Origin of the sequence: Streptomyces roseicoloratus (assembly GCF_004117935.1) — a bacterium.
Lineage (GTDB): Bacteria > Actinomycetota > Actinomycetes > Streptomycetales > Streptomycetaceae > Streptomyces > Streptomyces roseicoloratus.
The window spans coordinates 11770-32132 of sequence record NZ_SDOY01000176.1; the positions used below are offsets into that span (position 1 = coordinate 11770).

Annotated in this window: 21 protein-coding genes; 6 read left to right on the top strand and 15 right to left on the bottom strand. The window is 70.8% G+C overall.

Going from position 1 to position 20363, the window contains the following annotated elements; translation table 11 throughout:
- Nucleotides 1-27: 27 nt before the first annotated feature.
- From dapD to ESG85_RS33155, 3 genes are read right to left on the bottom strand one after another with little or no spacing between them, the layout of a single operon-like run.
- Nucleotides 28-1011 carry a 2,3,4,5-tetrahydropyridine-2,6-dicarboxylate N-succinyltransferase gene (dapD, locus tag ESG85_RS33145; protein ID WP_128984884.1) on the bottom strand — a complete coding sequence of 328 codons (984 nt, stop codon included), beginning with the start codon at nucleotides 1009-1011 and terminating at the stop codon, nucleotides 28-30.
- Nucleotides 1012-1055: 44 nt separating this feature from the next.
- Nucleotides 1056-1676, bottom strand: a complete 621-nt coding sequence (locus ESG85_RS33150; protein WP_128984885.1) for a TetR/AcrR family transcriptional regulator — start codon at nucleotides 1674-1676, stop codon at nucleotides 1056-1058.
- A complete protein-coding gene (locus ESG85_RS33155; RefSeq protein WP_128984886.1) occupies nucleotides 1676-1996 on the bottom strand; it encodes a DMT family transporter in 321 nt (106 codons plus the stop codon). Before ESG85_RS33155 ends, ESG85_RS33150 begins: the two co-directional genes overlap by 1 nt.
- 62 nt (nucleotides 1997-2058) lie before the next feature.
- Between ESG85_RS33155 and ESG85_RS33160 the strand changes: the two genes are divergently transcribed.
- Entirely contained in the window at nucleotides 2059-3147 is a 1089-nt protein-coding gene (locus ESG85_RS33160) for a DUF7847 domain-containing protein (protein ID WP_128984887.1), read from the top strand.
- Between the two features lie 146 nt (nucleotides 3148-3293).
- Here the strand turns inward: ESG85_RS33160 and ESG85_RS33165 are convergent, their stop codons facing one another.
- The 9 genes from ESG85_RS33165 to ESG85_RS33205 form a co-directional block, all read right to left on the bottom strand.
- Entirely contained in the window at nucleotides 3294-3647 is a 354-nt protein-coding gene (locus tag ESG85_RS33165; RefSeq protein WP_128984888.1) for a metal-sulfur cluster assembly factor, read from the bottom strand.
- Nucleotides 3644-4117, bottom strand: coding sequence for a Fe-S cluster assembly sulfur transfer protein SufU (sufU, locus tag ESG85_RS33170; protein ID WP_128984889.1), 474 nt, complete (start codon nucleotides 4115-4117; stop codon nucleotides 3644-3646). The genes ESG85_RS33165 and sufU overlap by 4 nt, the downstream gene beginning before the upstream one ends.
- Nucleotides 4118-4127: 10 nt before the next feature.
- On the bottom strand, nucleotides 4128-5396 hold the full coding sequence (locus ESG85_RS33175) for a cysteine desulfurase (protein WP_128984890.1): 1269 nt from the start codon (nucleotides 5394-5396) through the stop codon (nucleotides 4128-4130).
- On the bottom strand, nucleotides 5393-6157 hold the full coding sequence (gene sufC / locus ESG85_RS33180) for a Fe-S cluster assembly ATPase SufC (protein WP_128984891.1): 765 nt from the start codon (nucleotides 6155-6157) through the stop codon (nucleotides 5393-5395). The genes ESG85_RS33175 and sufC overlap by 4 nt, the downstream gene beginning before the upstream one ends.
- A gap of 7 nt (nucleotides 6158-6164) precedes the next feature.
- Complete coding sequence (locus ESG85_RS33185; RefSeq protein ID WP_128984892.1) at nucleotides 6165-6482, bottom strand: non-heme iron oxygenase ferredoxin subunit; 318 nt, start codon at nucleotides 6480-6482, stop codon at nucleotides 6165-6167.
- Entirely contained in the window at nucleotides 6482-7666 is a 1185-nt protein-coding gene (sufD, locus tag ESG85_RS33190; RefSeq protein WP_128984893.1) for a Fe-S cluster assembly protein SufD, read from the bottom strand. The genes ESG85_RS33185 and sufD overlap by 1 nt, the downstream gene beginning before the upstream one ends.
- Nucleotides 7667-7741: 75 nt before the next feature.
- Nucleotides 7742-9157: a Fe-S cluster assembly protein SufB gene (gene sufB / locus ESG85_RS33195; protein ID WP_128984894.1), complete on the bottom strand. Its 1416-nt coding sequence runs from the start codon at nucleotides 9155-9157 to the stop codon at nucleotides 7742-7744.
- Entirely contained in the window at nucleotides 9154-9882 is a 729-nt protein-coding gene (locus tag ESG85_RS33200; protein WP_128984895.1) for a helix-turn-helix transcriptional regulator, read from the bottom strand. Before ESG85_RS33200 ends, sufB begins: the two co-directional genes overlap by 4 nt.
- Before the next feature lie 103 nt (nucleotides 9883-9985).
- The gene (locus ESG85_RS33205) at nucleotides 9986-10795 is read right to left on the bottom strand and encodes a DUF72 domain-containing protein (protein ID WP_128984896.1); all 810 of its coding nucleotides are present in this window, start codon (nucleotides 10793-10795) and stop codon (nucleotides 9986-9988) included.
- A 122-nt stretch (nucleotides 10796-10917) separates the two neighbouring features.
- On the opposite strand from ESG85_RS33205, the gene ESG85_RS33210 reads away from it, so the two are divergent.
- From ESG85_RS33210 to ESG85_RS33220, 3 genes are all read left to right on the top strand, one after another.
- Nucleotides 10918-11853 carry an ABC transporter ATP-binding protein gene (locus ESG85_RS33210; RefSeq protein ID WP_128984897.1) on the top strand — a complete coding sequence of 312 codons (936 nt, stop codon included), beginning with the start codon at nucleotides 10918-10920 and terminating at the stop codon, nucleotides 11851-11853.
- Between the two features lie 172 nt (nucleotides 11854-12025).
- Nucleotides 12026-12739, top strand: coding sequence for an ABC transporter permease (locus ESG85_RS33215; RefSeq protein WP_246095527.1), 714 nt, complete (start codon nucleotides 12026-12028; stop codon nucleotides 12737-12739).
- A gap of 191 nt (nucleotides 12740-12930) precedes the next feature.
- On the top strand, nucleotides 12931-13899 hold the full coding sequence (locus ESG85_RS33220; RefSeq protein ID WP_128984899.1) for a COX15/CtaA family protein: 969 nt from the start codon (nucleotides 12931-12933) through the stop codon (nucleotides 13897-13899).
- A gap of 109 nt (nucleotides 13900-14008) precedes the next feature.
- Here the strand turns inward: ESG85_RS33220 and ESG85_RS33225 are convergent, their stop codons facing one another.
- The 3 genes from ESG85_RS33225 to ESG85_RS33235 all read right to left on the bottom strand — a co-directional run bounded on the left by ESG85_RS33225 (nucleotide 14009) and on the right by ESG85_RS33235 (nucleotide 16722).
- Nucleotides 14009-15097, bottom strand: coding sequence for an amidohydrolase family protein (locus ESG85_RS33225; protein WP_128984900.1), 1089 nt, complete (start codon nucleotides 15095-15097; stop codon nucleotides 14009-14011).
- Nucleotides 15098-15306: 209 nt separating this feature from the next.
- On the bottom strand, nucleotides 15307-15666 hold the full coding sequence (locus ESG85_RS33230) for a hypothetical protein (RefSeq protein ID WP_128984901.1): 360 nt from the start codon (nucleotides 15664-15666) through the stop codon (nucleotides 15307-15309).
- 102 nt (nucleotides 15667-15768) lie between these two features.
- Nucleotides 15769-16722, bottom strand: a complete 954-nt coding sequence (locus ESG85_RS33235; RefSeq protein WP_128984902.1) for a heme o synthase — start codon at nucleotides 16720-16722, stop codon at nucleotides 15769-15771.
- Nucleotides 16723-17146: 424 nt separating this feature from the next.
- On the opposite strand from ESG85_RS33235, the gene tkt reads away from it, so the two are divergent.
- Together tkt and tal are read left to right on the top strand one after the other, a co-directional pair.
- Entirely contained in the window at nucleotides 17147-19234 is a 2088-nt protein-coding gene (tkt, locus tag ESG85_RS33240) for a transketolase (RefSeq protein ID WP_128977694.1), read from the top strand.
- Between the two features lie 46 nt (nucleotides 19235-19280).
- The coding region (gene tal / locus ESG85_RS33245) for a transaldolase (RefSeq protein WP_128980799.1) at nucleotides 19281-20363 on the top strand (1083 nt) is incomplete at its 3' end.

A 20363-nucleotide genomic window follows, 5' to 3' on the forward strand; every position in this document is an offset into this window, starting at 1 on the left:
CCGTCCGGCGTGTGCGGTGGTACGGGCTCAGTTGTGGCTGTGCAGGATCTCGTTGAGGCCGCCCCAGACCGCGTTGTTCGGGCGGGCCTCGACGGCGCCGGTGACCGAGTTGCGGCGGAACAGGACGTTGTCGGCGCCGGAGAGGTCACGGGCCTTGACGACCTCGCCGTCGGGCATGGTGACCCGGGTGCCCGCGGTGACGTACAGACCGGCCTCGACGACGCACTCGTCGCCGAGCGCGATGCCGACGCCCGCCTCGGCGCCGATCAGGCAGCGCTCGCCGATGGAGATGATCACGTTGCCGCCGCCGGACAGGGTGCCCATGGTGGAGGCGCCGCCGCCGATGTCGGAGCCGTCGCCGACGACGACACCGGCGGAGATGCGGCCCTCGACCATGGAGGTGCCCAGCGTGCCGGCGTTGAAGTTGACGAAGCCCTCGTGCATGACCGTGGTGCCGGCGGCGAGGTGCGCGCCGAGGCGGACCCGGTCGGCGTCGGCGATGCGGACGCCGGCGGGCACGACGTAGTCCGTCATGCGCGGGAACTTGTCGATCGAGGTCACCTGGAGGTGCAGACCCTCGGCGCGGGCGTTGAGCCGCACCTTCTCGATGTCGTCGACGGCGACCGGACCGAGCGAGGTCCAGGCGACGTTGGCGAGCAGACCGAAGACGCCGTCCAGGCTCTGGCCGTGCGGCCGGACCAGACGGTGGCTGAGCAGGTGCAGGCGCAGGTACGCGTCGTGGGCGTCGAGCGGCTTGTCGTCGAGGGAGGCGATGACGGTGCGCACGGCGACCACCTCGACACCACGGCGGGCGTCCACGCCGAGGGCCTTGGCGGCGCCCTCGCCGAGGGCGCTCGCGGCCGCGTCGGCGTCGAGGCGCTCGGTGCCGGCGGGGCCGGGGGCGTCGGTCAGCTCGGGGGCGGGGAACCAGGTGTCGAGAACGGTGCCGTCGCCGGCGATGGTGGCGAGGCCGGCGGCGACGGCGCCGGTGGTGCGAGGAGCAGTGGTCATGACGGAAAACCTAACGGGCGGGCCCCTTCGCGGGCCAACCGGTCTCAGGTACCGGTCCGCTCCCCTGGCGGTTCGGACGAGCCCGCGGCCCGCGGTTCCGTGCCTTCGTTCAGGAGCCGGGCGAGCATCTCGCGGACGTACTCCTCGTCGTAGCGGCCGCCGGTGAGCAGGACCTGGAGGCAGACGCCGTCCATCAGGGCGACGACGCCGCGGGCGGTGACCGGGTCGGTGCGCGCGGCGAGCACGGCGCCGACGTCCTCGGCCCACTCGGCGGCGACGGGCCGCAGCGCGGGACGGCGCAGGGCGGCGAGGTAGAGCTCGTACTCCAGCTCCACGCCGTCGCGTCCACCGCCGAGCCAGGCGCCCAGGAGGCGGGCGAGGACGCCCGCGAGGTCGGTGCCGGGGTCGGTGAGCCCGGGGCTCCCGCGCAGGGCGCGGCCGAGGTTGTCGTTCGCCTTGCGCAGGGCGGCGACGAGGAGTTCGTCGAGGGAGGCGAAGTGGTACGTGGTGGAGCCGAGCGGCACGTCGGCCTCGGCGGCGACGGTGCGGTGGCTCAGTCCGGCGATGCCGTCGCGTCCGACGACCCGGAGGGCGGCGTCGACGATCCGCTCGCGCCGGCCGGGGTCGTGGCGCCGGCGCCGGGGGCTCGCGGCGGCGGGGGTCATCAGTGCGCGCCGCCGAGGTTGAGGACGGTGACGCCGGCGATGATCAGGACGATCCCGGCGATCTTGGCGGGGGTCATGGACTCGCCGAGGAAGACGGCGCCGATGGCGGCGACGGCCGCGGTGCCGATCCCGGACCAGATGGCGTAGGCGGTGCCGATCTCGAGGGTCCTGAGCGCCTTGGCGAGCAGCGCGAAGGCGAGCAGGTATCCGGCGCCGGTGATCAGCGAGGGGACGAGCCGGGAGAAGCCGTCGCTGTACTTCATGGAGGTGGTGGCGACGATCTCGGCCGCGATGGCCCCCGCGAGCAGTCCGTATCCCATGGGGACGACGGTACACAGGGATGCGTACGCCCGTACACAACGGCACCGGTTACGGTGTGCGCATGACATATCCCTCGGGGCCGTACGGACACGGGTACGGGTACGGGTACGGCTATGCCCCACCGCCGCCGAAGCCCGGCGTGATACCCCTGGCCCCACTGGGCCTCGGCGACGTCCTGACGGGCGTCTTCAGCACGTACGGGCGCTACTGGAAGCAGCTCGTCGGCATGACGCTGATCGCGTACACCGGCGCGGCCGTGGTCATGGCCGGAGCCTTCACCGCGGCCTTCCTCGCCGTCGGCGACGACGTGGACCGGCTGGCCGGCATGCCCTCCGGCCAGTCCCCCGAGTTCGCCGACGTGCAGCCGCTGATCGTCGCGTTCGGCCTCGCGTGGCTGGCCTCGGTGGCCGGCTGGGTCGTCTTCAACGGCCTCGCCGCGGCGAGCGTCCCGGTGGTGCTCCAGGAGGCCGTCCTCGGCCGGCGCATCGGCTTCGGCGCCCTGTGGCGCCGCGCCTGGTCGCGCGTGGGCTCCGTGATCGGCTCGGTGGTCCTGTCGACGCTGGCCATGATCCTGCCGATGGTGCTCGTCTTCGTCGGCGCCGCCTTCCTGTTCGTGGCCCTGATCACGGACCTCGCCGACGCGGCGAGCGGTTCGGACCACGACAGCGCGGGCCTGGCCGTGACCGGGCTGCTGTTCTTCCTGCTCACCTTCGCGACCCTGCCGCTCTCCGTCTGGCTGTGGGTGAAGTTCAGCCTGGCCACGACGGCCGCCGTGATCGAGCGGCAGGGCCCGGTGGGTTCGCTGCGCCGCTCGTCGGCCCTGGTCCGCGGCTCCTGGTGGCGGATCTTCGGCATCACGCTGCTCATCGGCCTGATGGTGGGTGTGGTCAGCGTCGTGATCCAGCAGATCATCTCCTTCGTCGGCATGGTGCCCGTGTCCGCGTACTCCCCGGGGGACAACCCCACGCCGAGCGACGTGCTCGGCGTCTTCGGCGGCGTGGTGGTGCTGGTCACCGTCGCCCAGCTGATCACCCAGGCGGTCTTCGCCCCGTTCCTGCCGCTGGTCTCCGGACTCCTGTACATCGACCAGCGCATCCGCAGGGAGAACCTGGGCCAGAGCCTGGCCCAGACGGCTGCCGCGCCGCACTGAGAGGCCGCGCCGCACCAGGCAGTCACGCCGCACCGAGAACAGGCACACGGAAGGGCCGCACCCCGAGGGGTGCGGCCCTTCCGTGTGTCCGTGCCGTCAGGACGAGGTCACGTCCGTCGGGTCTGACGTCCGTCGGGTCCGTCGGATCAGACGTTGAAGCCCAGCGCGCGCAGCTGCTCGCGGCCGTCGTCCGTGATCTTGTCCGGACCCCACGGCGGCATCCAGACCCAGTTGATCTTCAGCTCGTTGACGATGCCGTCGGTGGCGGCCTTCGCCTGGTCCTCGATCACGTCGGTCAGCGGACAGGCCGCCGACGTCAGGGTCATGTCCAGCGTCGCGACGTTGGAGTCGTCGACGTGGATGCCGTAGATCAGGCCGAGGTTGACCACGTCGATGCCCAGCTCGGGGTCGACGACGTCGTACAGCGCCTCGCGGATCTCTTCCTCGGAGGCCGGCTTCATCGTGGCCGCCTCGGCGTTCTCGGTCGCGTTCTCGGTCATGCCGACTTCCTCACAGACTTCTGGTCGTCCCCGCCCAGGACCTGGGCGGTCGCGTCCTTCCACGCCATCCAGCTGAGCAGCGCGCACTTCACCCGGGCCGGGTACTTCGAGACACCGGCGAACGCGACCGCGTCCTCCAGGATCTCCTCCATCGCGTCGTCCGGCTCGATCTGGCCCTTGGACTGCATCAGCTCCAGGAAGGTGCCCTGGATCTTCTGCGCCTCGGCCAGCTCCTTGCCGACGAGCAGCTCGTTGAGCACGGACGCCGAGGCCTGGCTGATGGAGCAGCCCTGGCCCTCGTACGACACGTCCTCGATCCGCGAGCCGTCGTACTTCACGCGGAGCGTGATCTCGTCACCACAGGTCGGGTTGACGTGGTGCACCTCGGCGTCGCCGGGCCGCAAGCCCCGGCCGTGCGGGTGCTTGTAGTGGTCCAGGATGACGTCCTGGTACATCGAATCCAGCTTCACGAGCCGTCCCCTAGCCGAAGAAGTTCCGTACGTGCTCCAGTCCCTCGACCAGGGCGTCGACCTCGGCCGGAGTGGAGTACAGATAGAACGACGCTCGCGTGGTCGCGGGAATTCCGTAGCGCAGGCAGACCGGGCGCGCGCAGTGGTGGCCGACGCGGACGGCGATGCCCTGCTCGTCGAGGACCTGGCCCACGTCGTGCGGGTGGATGTCGCCGAGCGTGAAGGAGATCGCGGCGCCGCGGTCCTCAGCCGTGGTGGGGCCGATGATCCGCAGGTCCGGCACCTCCTGGAGGCGGCGGACGGCGTACTCGGTGATCGCGTGCTCGTGGCGCGCGATGTTCTCCATGCCGATCGCCGACAGGTAGTCCACGGCCGCGCCGAGGCCGACGGCCTGGGCGATCGGGGGCGTACCCGCCTCGAACTTGTGCGGAGCCGGCGCGTAGGTGGAGGAGTGCATCGAGACGGTCTCGATCATCTCGCCGCCGCCGAGGAAGGGCGGCAGGTCCTCCAGGAGCTCCTGCCGTCCCCACAGCACGCCGATGCCGGTCGGGCCGCACATCTTGTGGCCGGTGAAGGCCACGAAGTCGGCCTGCAGGGCCTGCACGTCGACGACCATGTGCGGGGCCGCCTGGGAGGCGTCGATGCAGACGAGCGCACCGACCTCCTGGGCGCGACGGATGATCGTCTCCACCGGGTTGAACGTGCCGAGCAGGTTCGACACCAGGGTGAAGGAGACGATCTTCGTCTTCTCGGTGATGACCTCCTCGATGTTCGAGAGGTCGAGACGGCCGTCGTCGGTGAGGCCGAACCACTTCAGCTTCGCGCCCGTGCGCTGCGCGAGCAGCTGCCACGGCACGATGTTGGAGTGGTGCTCCATCTCCGTGATGGCGATCTCGGTCTCGTGGTCCACGCGGTAGGGCTCGTCGGCCCAGCCCAGCATGTTGGCCACGAGGTTGAGCGACTCGGAGGCGTTCTTGGTGAAGATCACCTCGTCGCGGCTCGGCGCGTTGATGAAGGCGGCGACCTTGTCGCGGGCGCCCTCGTACAGCGCGGTGGCCTCCTCGGCGACCGTGTAGACGCCGCGGTGGACGTTCGCGTTGTGCCGCTCGTAGTAGGCGTTGAGCGCGTCGAGGACCTGGCGCGGCTTCTGCGAGGTGGCCGCGGAGTCCAGGTACACGATCTTCTTGCCGTCGTGGACCACGCGATCCAGGAGCGGGAAGTCCTTGCGGATCGCCTCGGTGTCGAGGAGGCCGGTCAGCCCCTGATGGGCGGAAGTCACGCGGATGCGCCACCCTTCACGTACTTGTCGTAGCCCTCGTTCTCCAGCTGGTCGGCGAGCTCGGCGCCACCGGACTCGACGATGCGGCCGTTCGCGAAGACGTGCACGAAGTCGGGCTTGATGTAGCGCAGGATGCGCGTGTAGTGGGTGATCAGCAGGGTGCCGACCTCGCCGGTCTCGCGGACGCGGTTGACGCCCTCGGAGACGATGCGAAGGGCGTCGACGTCGAGGCCGGAGTCGGTCTCGTCGAGGATCGCGATCTTGGGCTTGAGCAGCTCGAGCTGGAGGATCTCGTGGCGCTTCTTCTCACCGCCGGAGAAGCCCTCGTTGACGTTGCGCTCGGCGAAGGCCGGGTCCATCTGGAGCTTCTCCATGGCCTCCTTGACCTCCTTCACCCAGGTGCGCAGCTTGGGCGCCTCGCCGCGGACGGCGGTGGCGGAGGTGCGCAGGAAGTTGGAGACCGAGACGCCGGGGACCTCGACCGGGTACTGCATGGCCAGGAACACGCCGGCGCGGGCGCGCTCGTCGACCGACATCTCCAGGACGTCCTCGCCGTCGAGGGTGACGGTGCCGCCGGTGATCGTGTACTTCGGGTGGCCGGCCAGCGAGTACGCCAGGGTCGACTTGCCGGAGCCGTTGGGGCCCATGACGGCGTGGGTCTCGCCCTGCTTGATGGTCAGGTCGACACCCTTGAGGATCTCACGCGGACCGTTCTCGGCCTCGACGGAGACGTGCAGGTCGTGGATTTCAAGCGTTGCCATGGGTGACTCAGGACTCCTGGGTGACGGAGACGAGCACATCGTCCCCTTCGATCTTTACGGGGTATACGGGGACGGGGCGCGTCGCGGGGAGACCGGACGGCTTGCCGGTGCGGAGGTCGAACGCGGATCCGTGCAGCCAGCACTCGATCTGGCAGTCCTCGACCTCGCCCTCCGAGAGGGAGACGTTGGCGTGCGAGCAGATGTCGTGGATCGCGAACACCTCGCCCTCGGTCCGGACGAGGGACACCGGCGTGCCGTCGAGTTCCACCCGCTTCGGGGTGTCCTCCTCCAGCTCGCTCAGCGCACAGGCGCGGACGAAGGCCATCAGACGGACGCCTCCAGCTCGGCCTCGATCTTGGCGATCAGGCGCTCCTCGACGTCCGGCAGACCGATCTGCTGGACCAGTTCGGCGAAGAAGCCGCGGACGACGAGGCGGCGGGCCTCGGCCTCCGGGATGCCGCGGGCCATCAGGTAGAAGAGCTGCTCGTCGTCGAAGCGGCCGGTGGCGGAGGCGTGGCCGGCGCCGGCGATCTCGCCGGTCTCGATCTCCAGGTTCGGCACGGAGTCGACCCGGGCGCCGTCGGTGAGGACGAGGTTGCGGTTGAGCTCGTAGGTGTCGGTGCCCTCGGCCTTGGCCTCGATGAGGACGTCGCCGATCCAGACCGCGTGGGCGTCCTGGCCCTGCAGCGCGCCCTTGTAGGCCACGTTGGACTTGCAGTGCGGGACGTTGTGGGTGACCAGGAGGCGGTGCTCCTGGTGCTGGCCGGCGTCGGTGAAGTAGAGGCCGAAGAGCTCGGCCTCGCCGCCGGGGGCCGCGTACGTCACGCGCGGGTGGATGCGGACGACGTCGCCGCCGAAGGTGACCACGACGGACTTGAAGGAGGCGTCGCGGCCGACCAGCGCGTTGTGCTGGGCGACGTGGACGGCCTTCTCGTCCCAGTCCTGGACGGAGACGACGGTGAGCTTGGCGCCGTCGCCGAGCACGTAGTCGACGTTGGCGGCGAGCACCGCGTCGCCGGTGTGGTCGAGGACGACCACGGCCTCGGCGAAGGCGCCGAGCTCGATCACCTGGTGGCCGAAGGCGACGCCGCCCTCGCCGTGCACGGTGATGCGGACCGGCTCGGTGAGCACGGCCTCCTTGGCGACGGTGACGACCGAGGCCTTCTCGAAGGAGGTGTACGCCTGGGCGGCGACCCGGTCGACCGGCGTGCCGGCCTTGCCGAGGCGCGCGTCGTCACGGCCCACGGTCTCCACGGTGACGCCCTCGGGGGCCTCGATCTCCACGCGGACGCCCTCGCCGGTGGCGACGGCGGTGCCGTCGTGCAGGCCGCGCAGCCGCTCGAGCGGAGTGAAGCGCCACTCCTCCTCACGGCCGTGCGGGACGGGGAAGTCCGCGACGTCGAAGGACGGCGGGGCGCTCATGCGCGTGGCGACGGTGGACTCGGCGGCCACCGCGATCGAGCCGGCGGTGGTGGAGCCCGCCGGGATGTTCTGCTGAGCCTCAGCCATGGCTGTCGTCTTGCTCTCTTCCTGCGTAAAGAAAATCGGTCGCTGCGTGGGGTGCGGGGCGGGGGCCTGCCGGCCTCAGCCGACCGCGCCTTCCATCTGCAGCTCGATCAGCCGGTTGAGCTCCAGCGCGTACTCCATCGGCAGCTCCTTCGCGATGGGCTCGACGAAGCCGCGGACGATCATGGCCATCGCCTCGAACTCGGTGAGGCCGCGGCTCATCAGGTAGAAGAGCTGGTCCTCGGAGACCTTGGAGACGGTGGCCTCGTGGCCCATGGAGACGTCGTCCTCGCGGACGTCCACGTAGGGGTACGTGTCCGAGCGGGAGATCGTGTCGACGAGCAGCGCGTCGCACAGGACGTTCGACTTGGCGCCCGGGGCACCCTCGCCGATCTCGATGAGACCGCGGTAGGAGGTGCGGCCGCCGCCTCGCGCCACCGACTTGGAGACGATGTTGGAGGAGGTGTTCGGGGCCATGTGGACCATCTTGGCGCCGGCGTCCTGGTGCTGGCCCTCGCCGGCGAAGGCGATGGACAGGGTCTCGCCCTTGGCGTGCTCGCCCATCAGGTAGACGGCCGGGTACTTCATGGTGACCTTGGAGCCGATGTTGCCGTCGACCCACTCCATGGTGGCGCCCTCGTAGGCGACGGCGCGCTTGGTCACCAGGTTGTAGACGTTGTTCGACCAGTTCTGGATGGTCGTGTAGCGGCAGCGGCCGCCCTTCTTCACGATGATCTCGACCACGGCGCTGTGCAGCGAGTCCGAGGAGTAGATCGGGGCGGTGCAGCCCTCGACGTAGTGGACGTAGGCGTCCTCGTCGACGATGATCAGCGTCCGCTCGAACTGGCCCATGTTCTCCGTGTTGATGCGGAAGTAGGCCTGGAGCGGGATCTCGACGTGCACGCCCTTCGGCACGTAGATGAAGGAGCCGCCCGACCACACGGCGGTGTTCAGGGAGGCGAACTTGTTGTCGCCGACCGGGATGACGGTGCCGAAGTACTCCTTGAAGAGCTCCTCGTGCTCCTTCAGCGCGGTGTCGGTGTCGACGAAGACGACACCCTGCTCCTCCAGGTCCTCGCGGATCTGGTGGTAGACGACCTCGGACTCGTACTGGGCGGCGACACCGGCGACGAGGCGCTGCTTCTCCGCCTCCGGGATGCCGAGCTTGTCGTACGTGTTCTTGATGTCCTCCGGCAGGTCCTCCCAGGACTCGGCCTGCTTCTCGGTGGACCGCACGAAGTACTTGATGTTGTCGAAGTCGATGCCGGACAGGTCGGAGCCCCAGGTCGGCATGGGCTTCTTGTCGAAGAGGCGCAGACCCTTGAGGCGCAGCTTCAGCATCCACTCGGGCTCGTTCTTCTTCGCGGAGATGTCGCGGACGACGTCCTCGGAGAGACCTCGCTTGGCGGCGGCACCCGCCGCGTCCGAGTCGGCCCAGCCGTACTCGTACCGACCCAGGCCCTCGAGCTCGGGGTGGCTGATCTCGGTGGTCATGCGGGGTTCCTCCCGGCCGTGCTTGCGGATGCTGTGGATGGAGTGGTCTGTGGGGCGCCGTGCGGGATGAACGTGGTGCAGACGCCGTCACCATGCGCGATGGTGGCCAGACGCTGGACGTGCGTTCCCAGGAGGCGGGAGAAGATCTCCGTCTCCGCCTCGCACAGCTGCGGATACTGCTCGGCGACGTGGGCGACCGGGCAGTGGTGCTGGCAGAGCTGCTCGCCGACCGGCGCGTGACGCGCGGTGGCAGCGTACCCGTCGGCGGTCAGCGCCTTGGCGAGGGCCTCGGTGCGCTGGTCCGGGTCGGCGGACTCGACGGCCGCCCGGTACGCCTCGGCCTGGGCCTCGACGCGGTCGCGGGCGAAGGCGGCGACGGCCGCCTCTCCCCCGGCGTTCCGCTCGATCCAGCGCAGCGCCTCGACGGCCAGTGCGTCGTACGACTGGTCGAAGGCGTCCCGGCCGCAGTCGGTCAGTGCGAAGACCTTGGCGGGCCGGCCACGGGTGCGGGTGCCGTAGACCCGCTTCTCGCGCGCTTCCACCACGTTGTCGGTGACGAGCGAGTCGAGGTGCCGGCGGACGGCGGCCTGGGTGAGGCCGAGCCGCTCGGCGAGATCGGCGACGGTCGAGGGACCGTGGTCCAGGATGGAGCGCGCGACCCGGTTGCGCGTGGATCGCTCACCGGTCGCGAGTTCCTCCGTGGGAGCCTCACCGACGTTTTTCACAACGCCATTGTTGCGTAATTAATCGGCGACTGACAAGCGAGGTCGGCGCGCACGACGGTGCCGTACGTCACGCAGGTAAGGCTTACCTGACCTGCGGAAACGATCATTCGTAGGACGAATCACGCCACCCGTGACCAGCGGTTTCCGCCCGATCGCGACGCCCTAACGGCACCCGCACCGACCGGCCGCGCGACTCCGCCACCCGGAGAAAAGTTTCCGCGTTGCGGACCGCCGCGCCGCCCGGATCGTTGTTGAAGAAGACGTACACGTCCGCCCGGTCCGGCCAGACACCGGCCAGTCGCTCCGCCCAGCTCACCAGCGCCCCCCGGCCGTACGACGGGTGGGGCCGGGCCCGGCCCTCGTGCAGCCGCAGATAGCCCCAGTCCGCCGTCCGCCACAGCGGTGTCACCGGACGCGAACCGCGGTCCGCCCAGCACAGCGCCGCACCCCGCTCCCGGAGGACGCCGGAGATCTCCTCCGTCCACCACGACTCGTGCCGCGGCTCGACCGCCACCCGCGTCCCCTCCGGGAAGCGGGCCAGCGCCGCGTCGAGCAGCCCGGCGTCCGCCCGGAGCGTCGGCGGCAGCTGGAGCAGTACGGGTCCCAGCCGGTCGCCCAGCGCCTCCGCGCGGCCCATCAGCCGGGCCACCGGCTCCCCGGGGTCCTTGAGCCGCTTGATGTGGGTGAGGTAGCGGCTGGCCTTCACCGCCATGACGAAGCCCTCCGGCGTCCGCTCCCGCCAGTCGGCGAAGGTGCGCTTCTCGGGCAGCCGGTAGAAGGCGTTGTTGTTCTCGACGACCGCGAACGTCCGGGCGTACTCCTCCAGCCAGAGCCGCTGGGGCACGTCCTCGGCGTAGAGCACGCCCCGCCAGTCCCGGTACTGCCACCCGGAGGTGCCGACGAACAGCGGCATACCGCGATCCTGCCCGGATCCGGACCGTTCACCCGGCGAACCGGGCACTGCACCCGGCCGATCCGGCCGGTTCCCCCGGCCCCGCGCCCGAGCACCGCGCGCGCCTGCCTAGACTTCCCGGCATGCGAAACGAGTCCGTCGAGTCCGTGGTCCGGGTCCGGGGCCTGGTCAAGCGGTACGGGACGAAGACCGCCGTCGACGGCCTCGACCTCGACGTCGGGTCCGGCACCGTCACCGCCGTCCTCGGGCCCAACGGCGCCGGCAAGACCACCACGATCGAGAGCTGCGAGGGCTACCGGAGGCCGGACGCCGGCACCGTCCGGGTCCTCGGCCTCGACCCGGTCGCCGACGCGGGCGCCCTCCGGCCCCGGATCGGCGTGATGCTCCAGTCCGGCGGCGTCTACTCCGGCGCCCGCGCCGACGAGATGCTCCGCCACATGGCGAAGCTGCACGCCCACCCGCTGGACGTGGACGCCCTCGTCGAACGCCTCGGCCTCGGCTCCTGCGGCCGGACCACGTACCGGCGGCTCTCCGGCGGCCAGCAGCAGCGGCTCTCGCTCGCCATGGCCGTCGTGGGCCGCCCCGAGCTGGTCTTCCTCGACGAGCCGACCGCCGGCCTCGACCCGCAGGCCCGCCGCGCCACCTGGGACCTGGTCCGCGAGCTGCGCGCCGACGGCGTGACGGTCGTGCTGACCACCCACTTCATGAACGAGGCGGAGGAACTCGCCGACGACGTCGCCATCGTCGACGCCGGCCGGGTCGTCGCCCAGGGCAGCCCCGAGGAACTGTGCCGGGGCGGCGCCGAGAACACCCTGCGCTTCACCGGCCGACCCGGGCTCGACCTCGGCTCGCTGCTCAAGGCCCTGCCCGACGGCAGCTCCGCGGCCGAACCGCTGCCCGGCACCTACCGGATCAGCGGCGAGGTCGGCCCCCAGCTGCTGGCCACCGTCACCAGCTGGTGCGCCCAGCACGGGGTGATGCCCGACCGCATCTCGGTCGAACGCCACACCCTCGAGGACGTCTTTCTTGAGCTGACCGGCAGGGAGCTGAGGTCATGAACCCGGGCCACACCGAGATCTGCCGGGAGTCCGGGGGTCGCCCCCCGGGCAAGCACGGCCTGGAGCCGACCGGCAAGGAGCTGCACTCGTGAGCACCAACGGGACCCTGGGCACGGACGGCACGGGCACGGGTGCGTACGCGCCGAGGCCGGGGGCCGCGCCCGTCGGGCGGATGATCGCCGCGCAGACCGCGCTCGAGACGCGGATGCTGCTGCGCAACGGCGAACAGCTGCTGCTCACGGTGATCATCCCGTCCCTGCTGCTGGTGCTGTTCTCGACGGTGGACGTCGTCGACACCGGCGCGGGCGAGGCGGTCGACTTCCTCGCGCCGGGCGTGCTCGCGCTCGCCGTGATGTCCACCGCCTTCACCGGCCAGGCCATCGCGACCGGCTTCGAGCGCCGTTACGGGGTGCTCAAGCGGCTCGGCGCCTCGCCGCTGCCCCGCTGGGCGCTGATGACCGCCAAGACGCTGTCGGTGCTCGTCACCGAGGTGCTCCAGGTGGTGCTCCTGACGGTGATCGCGCTGGCGCTCGGCTGGTCGCCGCAGGGCAACCCGCTCGCCGTGCTCGCGCTGCTCGTCCTCGGCACCGCCGCCTTCTCCGGGCTCGGTCTGCTGATGGCGGGCACCCTGAAGGCGGAGGCCACGCTGGCCGCCGCGAACCTGGTGTTCCTGCTGCTGCTGGTCGGCGGCGGGGTGATCGTGCCGCTGGAGAAGTTCGGCGCGGCCGGCGACGTGCTGGCGCTGCTGCCGATCTCCGCGCTGTCGGACGGACTGCGCGACGTCCTGCAGGGCGGCGCCGGGATGCCGTGGGGCGACGCCCTGATCCTGGCCGTCTGGGCGGTCCTGGGACTCGGCGCGGCGGCCCGCTTCTTCCGCTGGGAGTGACGCGTCTTCCGCCGCCGGGAGCGAGGCGCCCGGCGGCGCGACGCCGACGTCGCGGGCGGGACGCGGGGGTCGTCGGGGGCGTGCCGCCAGGTGGGCGCCGCGGCGCCGGACCGTGGTCGCGCGGTGACGTTTCGGGGTGACTCGCCCCGTAACCACCCCCTCGTGAAAGCGTGCACAAGCCCCGTCCTACGATGGGGCCCGTGCAGACCCCCCTCGCCTTCATCGCCCGGCGCTGGACCCCGTCACCGCGGGCCCTCCGGCGCGCCGCGCTGTCCGCCGTCGTGATGAGCGTGCTCATCATCGTCACCGGCGGCGCGGTCCGGCTGACCGGTTCCGGACTCGGCTGCGACACGTGGCCCAAGTGCACCGAGGACAGCCTGATCGTCACGCCCGAGCAGGGCTACCGCGGTTACATCGAGTTCGGCAACCGCATGCTGACGTACGTCCTGTCGGCGGCCGTCGGCTGGGCGATCATCGCCGCGCGCTCGGTCAAGCCGCGCCGCCGCGGGCTCTCCCGGCTCGCCTGGACGCAGTTCTGGATCGTGATGAGCAACGCCGTCATCGGCGGCATCACTGTCTGGATGGGCCTCAACCCGTGGACCGTGGCGGGGCACTTCCTGGCCGCGAACTCGCTCCTGACGGTGGCCGTCGTCACCTGGCACCGCGCCGGCGAGGGCGACACCGCGCCGAAGCCGCGCGTCCCGCGCCCGGTGCGCAGGCTGTCCTGGGCGATCGTGCTCACCTCCGGGCTGCTGATCGTGCTCGGTACGACGGTCACCGGCTCCGGCAAGCACGCCGGTGACAGCAGCGACGTACCGCGCATGCCGTGGGACTGGACGAACGCCGCCCACGCCCACGCCATCGCCGCCTGGGTGGTCTGCGCCCTCGCACTCGCGATGTGGCTGGTCCTCCGCGTGGTCGACGCGCCCGACGACACCCGGGCCCGCGCCCGCGACCTGCTGATCGTGCTCGTGCTGCAGGGCGGCATCGGCTACGTCCAGTACTTCACCGGAGTGCCGGAGTTCCTGGTCGCCGCCCACATGCTCGGCTCCTCGCTGATGTGGATCGCGGTCCTGCGACTCGCCCTGAGCCTGCGCGAGCGCCCCGTGACCGTCCCGGAGATCCCGGCCCAGGCCGACGCCGAGCTCGCGAAGGCCTGACGGTCCCACCGGCCGCGGGACCACCGGCCCGACAGGCCACCGGTCCGACAGGCCACCGGTCCGACAGCTGGTTCGAGGGCCGACAGTCGGCGCGGGTTCCCCGAGCCCGTCAGGCCGCCGCGCCCAGCCCGTACACCCGGCGCGCGTTGCCCTCGGCCAGCAGGCCGGCGACGCGTCGCGCGTCCGTACGGGACCAGGCGCCGTCGGCGACCCACTCGCCGAGTACCCGGGCCAGGGCGCCGCGGAAGACGCTGGCGGCCACCACGTGCAGTTCGGGCAGGCCGCGGGCGCGGCTGGAGAAGAGCAGCTTGCCGAAGGGCGCCAGCTCCAGGAACTCCGCGAGCACGGCCGCGGCCCGCGCGCCGGTGCGCGCGACGACCGGGCCCAGGTCGGCGTGGACGTGCGGGAAGTCGGCGGCGAGCCGCGCCGCGTGACGGTGGTGCGGGTACGCGTGCAGCAGCACGAGATCGGTGCCGAGCCCGCTCGTGGCGGCGGCGAAGCCGGCGAGCGCGCCGGGATCACGGTCGCCGACGTGCAGCTGGAGCGGTCGGCCGGTGCCGACCGCGACCCACAGCAGATGGCGCAGCAGCACCGGGTCGTCGACGGCCCCGCCGGCCGCCCGCCGGGCCAGCCAGCGGCCCGCCGCGCCGCGCACCTCGCCGGGTCCGGGCGGCTCGGGCACGGCGGCGAGCCCGCCGCGCACCCCGGCGACCGAGGTGAAGGCGACGGCGCACGCCGCGGCCCCGTGGACGGCTTCGGCGAGATTGGCCAGGAAGCCGTCGACGGTGCCGGAGGTGTCGGCGACCTGCCGGGCGAGGAGTTCGAGCCGCACGATCTCGTGCGCGGCGGCGTCTCCGGTGGCGCCCAGCTCGGCGGGTCCGGTGAGGTCGCCGGACGGCCCGGTGTCGACGAGGTACGCGGCAATGCCGGAGGCCCGCAGCAGCCGCCGCCCGGTCTCCAGGACGCCGAGCTCACGGCGCCGGGCGAGATAGCGGGCGGGCGGGCAGTGCGCTTCCAGGCCCAGCAGCGGCGGGCACCAGCGGCGTACCGCGAAGCCGGTCTGCGTGTCGAAGAAGGTGGTGCCCGTGGCGGGCGGGGCCGAGCCGGGGGCGAGATGACGCTCGAAGGTGCCGAGGCCCAGCTCCGTGCGGAGCACCCCGTGGCAGTAGTGGTCGACCAGGCTCGGCGTGTCGATCATTCCGGGGCTCCCACGTCGGACGGGCTTCACCCTCCTAACGGGTGAAGCCCGCGCGAGGTTGTCGCCTCCGCGGCCCCGGCGGCCACGAGCCGCCCGATCCGGACGGCGGGCCGGGCCGGGGCAGCGGGCCGAGCCGGGCCGCCCCGAGCGGCGTAATGCTGCCCCTCGGGCGTTCGCCGGGTGAGCCTCAGGCGTTGGCCAGGGGAGCCTCAGGCGTTGGCCGGGCCGCCGAGCTGGATGCCGGCCATGCGGGTCCACTCGTACGGGCCGGTGACGACCTTGGCGGCGAAGTCGCCGTCGAACTCCTCGTGCAGCGTGAGACCGGCCTTCTCGGCGGCCGCCTCGGCGACCGCGTAGGTCGGGGCCACCAGGTCGCCCCAGCCGCCGTCCGTGCCGACGAGGACGATGCGGGTGCCCGCCTGGCCGATGTGGGCGATCTGGCCCTCGGCGCCGCCGTGCCGGGCGGAGAACGCCTTGATCTCCTTGGCGAGCTTGGCCGCCTTGCGCTCCGCGCCCTTGTCGGCGCCCTTGTCCGCGACCGCGGTGTCCGCCTGCTTCGTTTCTGCCATGCCAAGGATGCTACTCGGGGGTAGATCACGTGGCGACGGCCGGGGCACGTGGCGTGGGCCACGCGCCCCGGCCGTCTGCCGGGAGGTTTCCGAAGAGGGGCGTCAGCGCAGGAACGGGTCCACGGCGACCGCCACGAAGAGCAGCGAGACGTAGGTGATGGACCAGTGGAACAGGCGCATCTCCTTGAGCTTCGCACCGGTCACCTCGCTCTTGGCGCGGTTCAGGAGCGCGTGTGCCTCCCACAGCCACCAGCCGCCGGTGAGCAGCGCCACGGCGGTGTAGAACCAGCCGGTGTAGCCGAGCGGGGTGAGCAGCAGGGAGACCGCCACCATGACCCAGCTGTAGATCACGATCTGCTTCGCGACGACCTTGTTGGAGGCGAGCACGGGGAGCATGGGCACGCCCACGCGCGCGTAGTCCTCCTTCACCTTCATCGACAGCGGCCAGTAGTGCGGCGGCGTCCAGAAGAAGATGACCATGAAGAGGACGACGGCGGCCCAGGACATCGAGTCGGTGACCGACGACCAGCCGATGAGCACCGGCATGCAGCCGGCGATGCCGCCCCAGACGATGTTCTGCGCGGTGCGCCGCTTGAGGATCATCGTGTAGACGACGACGTAGAAGAGCAGCGCGCCGAGGGAGAGCCAGGCGGACAGCCAGTTGACCAGCAGGCCGAACCAGAGGGTGGAGACGACGGCGAGGGTGAGGCCGAAGACCAGGCCCTCGCGCGGCGAGACCATGCCGGTGACGAGCGGGCGCTGGGACGTGCGGTCCATCAGCGCGTCGATGTCACGGTCGATGTACATGTTGAGCGCGTTGGCGCCGCCGGCGGACAGGTAGCCGCCGAAGCAGGTGGCGAGGACCAGCCACAGGTCGGGCACGCCCTGCTCGGCCAGGAACATCACCGGCACGGTGGTGATGAGCAGCAGCTCGATGATCCGCGGCTTGGTCAGCGCCACGAATGCCTTGACGCGGGCCCCGAACGGCCGATGGCCCCCCGGGCTGGGAGTCAAGACGACCCCTGCGGGTCGGGACTCGACGGCCGTCACGCACACCCCTGACAGAGAAATCCCAGCAAGCTCCCCGGATGAAGACGGGGTGAAGACTTGCGCGTACCACGCCACTCTAGACGTTGCCCATACGCCGATCTTCGCGGGGGTGGGGTCGTGTTGGCGGGCCTCACCCGAGGACGCGCCCCGCGGTCCGTTCCGGTCGCGCTCCCGGGTTCGTCCCGGTCGGATCCGGGGGTGTGTCCCGGTCGCGTTTCCCGTCGCCTTCCCCGCCGCGTCCCAAGGGGTGGACACGCGCCGCGGACCGGCTCGGGAGGCGAAGTGCCACGGGCGGCGGCAGTCTTGCTCTGTGCGCTCATTTGAGGGGCGTGGGCCCGAAAAGAGGGGCGTTTTTCGGGGGTAGGCTCGACACCGCCGGGACACCCTCAGTCACCGGCTACAGACATGCGGAGAGGAGCCCTGACTCAGGGTGAGCACTAAGCCGACGACCACAGACCTCGAGTGGACCGATCTGGACCAGCGGGCCGTGGACACCGCCCGCATCCTGGCTGCCGACGCCGTTCAGAAGGTCGGCAATGGCCATCCCGGTACGGCGATGAGCCTGGCGCCTGCTGCGTACACGCTTTTCCAGAAGGTGATGCGGCATGATCCGGCCGACCCGGAGTGGGTGGGCCGTGACCGGTTCGTTCTCTCCGCCGGTCACTCGTCCCTGACCCTGTACACCCAGCTTTATCTGGGTGGCTTCGGTCTGGAGCTGGATGATCTGAAGTCGTTCCGTACGTGGGGTTCGAAGACTCCGGGGCATCCGGAGTACGGGCACACGGCCGGTGTGGAGACGACGACGGGTCCGCTCGGCCAGGGTGTGGCGAACGCGGTGGGCATGGCGATGGCGGCCCGCTTCGAGCGTGGTCTGTTCGATCCGGAGGCCCCGCGGGGCGCTTCTCCGTTCGATCATCACGTGTACGTGATCGCGGGTGACGGGTGTCTGCAGGAGGGTATTTCCGCGGAGGCGTCGTCGCTGGCGGGTCACCAGAAGCTCGGGAATCTGATCCTGTTGTGGGACGACAACCACATTTCGATCGAGGGTGACACCGAGACGGCCGTGTCCGAGGACACGGTGAAGCGGTACGAGGCGTATGGCTGGCATGTCCAGCGCGTCGAGCCGCAGGCCAACGGCGACCTCGACCCGGCCGCCCTGTTCGCGGCGATCCGGGCTGCCGAGGCGGAGACCGAGCGGCCGTCGTTCATCGCGATGCGTTCGATCATCGCGTGGCCGGCGCCGAACGCGCAGAACACCGAGGCCGCGCACGGCTCGGCCCTGGGTGAGGAGGAGGTCGCGGCCACCAAGCGGGTGCTGGGCTTCGATCCGGAGCGGTCTTTCGAGGTTGCCGGTGAGGTCATCGCCCATACCCGCGCGTTGGGTGAGCGGGGCCGTGAGGCGCGTGCCGCGTGGGAGAAGTCGCTGGCGGAGTGGCGCACGGCGAATCCGGAGCGGGCGGCGGAGTTCGACCGGATCCAGGCCAACGAGCTGCCCGAGGGCTGGGAGGCGAGGATCCCGGTGTTCGAGGCGGGTAAGGGTGTGGCGACGCGTGCGGCGTCGGGCAAGGTGCTGCAGGCGCTGGGTGCGGTGATCCCGGAGCTGTGGGGTGGTTCGGCGGACCTGGCGGGTTCGAACAACACCACGATCGACAAGGGTTCCTCGTTCCTGCCCGAGGGCAACCCGCTGCCGGAGGCGGACCCGTACGGGCGGACGATTCATTTCGGTATCCGTGAGCACGCGATGGCCGCGGAGATGAACGGCATCGCGCTGCACGGCAATACCCGCATCTACGGTGGCACGTTCCTGGTGTTCTCCGATTACATGCGCAACGCGGTGCGGCTGTCCGCGCTGATGCACCTGCCGGTCACCTATGTGTGGACGCATGACTCGATCGGTCTGGGTGAGGACGGTCCGACTCATCAGCCGGTGGAGCACCTGGCCTCGCTGCGCGCGATCCCGGGTCTGGCGGTGGTCCGTCCGGCTGATGCGAACGAGACGGCGATCGCCTGGCGCGAGATCATGCGCCGGCACACCAAGGTCTACGGCGAGGGCCGGCCGGTGGGTCTGGCGCTGACCCGTCAGGGTGTGCAGACCTATGCGCCGAACGAGGACGCGGCCCGGGGTGGCTATGTGCTGTTCGACGCCGAGGGCGGTGAGCCGCAGGTGGTGCTGATCGCGACGGGTTCCGAGGTGCACCTGGCCGTGGAGGCCCGTGAGCGGCTGCAAGCCCGGGGTGTGCCCACTCGTGTGGTGTCGATGCCGTCGGTGGAGTGGTTCGAGGAGCAGGACCAGGACTACAAGGACGGTGTCCTGCCGCCGTCGGTGAAGGCGCGGGTGGCGGTGGAGGCCGGTATCGCTCTGACCTGGCACCGGTATGTCGGGGATGCGGGCCGGATCGTCTCTTTGGAGCACTTCGGTGCTTCCGCGGACGCCAAGGTCCTCTTCCGCGAGTTCGGTTTCACTCCCGAGGCCGTGGTCGCCGCTGCCCGGGAATCCCTGGACGCCTCCGCGCGCTGACGCCCATACGCGCGCATACGTACGACTCTATGGAGATGCAATTCTCATGACAGACGCTCTCAAGCGCCTCTCCGACGAAGGCGTCGCGATCTGGCTGGACGACCTTTCGCGCAAGCGGATCACGTCCGGCAACCTGGCCGAGCTCATCGACCAGAGCCACGTCGTGGGCGTGACCACGAACCCGTCCATCTTCCAGAAGGCCATCAGCCACGGTGACGGCTACGAGCAGCAGCTCGCCGACCTCGCCGCCCGCAAGGTGACCGTGGACGAGGCCATCCGCATGATCACGACGGCGGACGTGAGGGACGCCGCCGACATCCTGCGTCCGGTCTTCGACGCGACGCAGGGCCAGGACGGCCGGGTCTCCATCGAGGTCGACCCCCGTCTGGCGCACGACACGGCCGCCACCATCGCCGAGGCCAAGCAGCTGGCCTGGCTGGTCGACCGCCCCAACACCCTCATCAAGATCCCGGCCACCCGGGCGGGCCTGCCGGCGATCACCGAGGTCATCGGCCTGGGCATCAGCGTCAACGTCACGCTGATCTTCTCCCTCGAGCGCTACCGCGCCGTCATGGACGCCTACCTCGCCGGCCTGGAAAAGGCCCGCGAACGCGGCCTGGACCTGTCGAAGATCCACTCGGTGGCGTCGTTCTTCGTCTCCCGCGTGGACACCGAGATCGACAAGCGCCTCGACGCCCTGGACACCGACGAGGCCAAGGCCCTCAAGGGCAAGGCCGCCCTCGCCAACGCCCGCCTGGCCTACCAGGCCTACGAAGAGGTCTTCTCCACCGACCGCTGGAGTGCTCTGGACAAGGCCCAGGCGAACAAGCAGCGCCCGCTGTGGGCCTCCACCGGCGTCAAGGACCCCGCCTACAAGGACACCCTCTACGTCGTCGACCTCGTTGCCCCCGGCACCGTCAACACCATGCCCGAAGCCACCCTGGAAGCCACCGCCGACCACGGCGAGGTCACCGGCGACACCATCCACGGCACCTACGACGAAGCCCGCTCCCTCCTCGACGACATCGCCGCCCTCGGCATCTCCTACGACGACGTCGTCCAACTCCTCGAAAACGAAGGCGTCGACAAGTTCGAAGCCTCCTGGAACGACCTGCTCAAGTCGACCGAG

Excerpts from the sequence above, each read along its gene's own strand:
- dapD (WP_128984884.1), bottom strand. The coding sequence starts at position 1,011 with ATGACCACTGCTCCTCGCACCACCGGCGCCGTCGCCGCCGGCCTCGCC.
- ESG85_RS33150 (WP_128984885.1), bottom strand. The coding sequence starts at position 1,676 with ATGACCCCCGCCGCCGCGAGCCCCCGGCGCCGGCGCCACGACCCCGGC.
- ESG85_RS33155 (WP_128984886.1), bottom strand. The coding sequence starts at position 1,996 with ATGGGATACGGACTGCTCGCGGGGGCCATCGCGGCCGAGATCGTCGCC.
- ESG85_RS33160 (WP_128984887.1), top strand. The coding sequence starts at position 2,059 with ATGACATATCCCTCGGGGCCGTACGGACACGGGTACGGGTACGGGTAC.
- ESG85_RS33165 (WP_128984888.1), bottom strand. The coding sequence starts at position 3,647 with ATGACCGAGAACGCGACCGAGAACGCCGAGGCGGCCACGATGAAGCCG.
- sufC (WP_128984891.1), bottom strand. The coding sequence starts at position 6,157 with ATGGCAACGCTTGAAATCCACGACCTGCACGTCTCCGTCGAGGCCGAG.
- ESG85_RS33185 (WP_128984892.1), bottom strand. The coding sequence starts at position 6,482 with ATGGCCTTCGTCCGCGCCTGTGCGCTGAGCGAGCTGGAGGAGGACACC.
- sufD (WP_128984893.1), bottom strand. The coding sequence starts at position 7,666 with ATGGCTGAGGCTCAGCAGAACATCCCGGCGGGCTCCACCACCGCCGGC.
- sufB (WP_128984894.1), bottom strand. The coding sequence starts at position 9,157 with ATGACCACCGAGATCAGCCACCCCGAGCTCGAGGGCCTGGGTCGGTAC.
- ESG85_RS33205 (WP_128984896.1), bottom strand. The coding sequence starts at position 10,795 with ATGCCGCTGTTCGTCGGCACCTCCGGGTGGCAGTACCGGGACTGGCGG.
- ESG85_RS33210 (WP_128984897.1), top strand. The coding sequence starts at position 10,918 with ATGCGAAACGAGTCCGTCGAGTCCGTGGTCCGGGTCCGGGGCCTGGTC.
- ESG85_RS33215 (WP_246095527.1), top strand. The coding sequence starts at position 12,026 with ATGATCGCCGCGCAGACCGCGCTCGAGACGCGGATGCTGCTGCGCAAC.
- ESG85_RS33220 (WP_128984899.1), top strand. The coding sequence starts at position 12,931 with ATGGGGCCCGTGCAGACCCCCCTCGCCTTCATCGCCCGGCGCTGGACC.
- ESG85_RS33225 (WP_128984900.1), bottom strand. The coding sequence starts at position 15,097 with ATGATCGACACGCCGAGCCTGGTCGACCACTACTGCCACGGGGTGCTC.
- ESG85_RS33230 (WP_128984901.1), bottom strand. The coding sequence starts at position 15,666 with ATGGCAGAAACGAAGCAGGCGGACACCGCGGTCGCGGACAAGGGCGCC.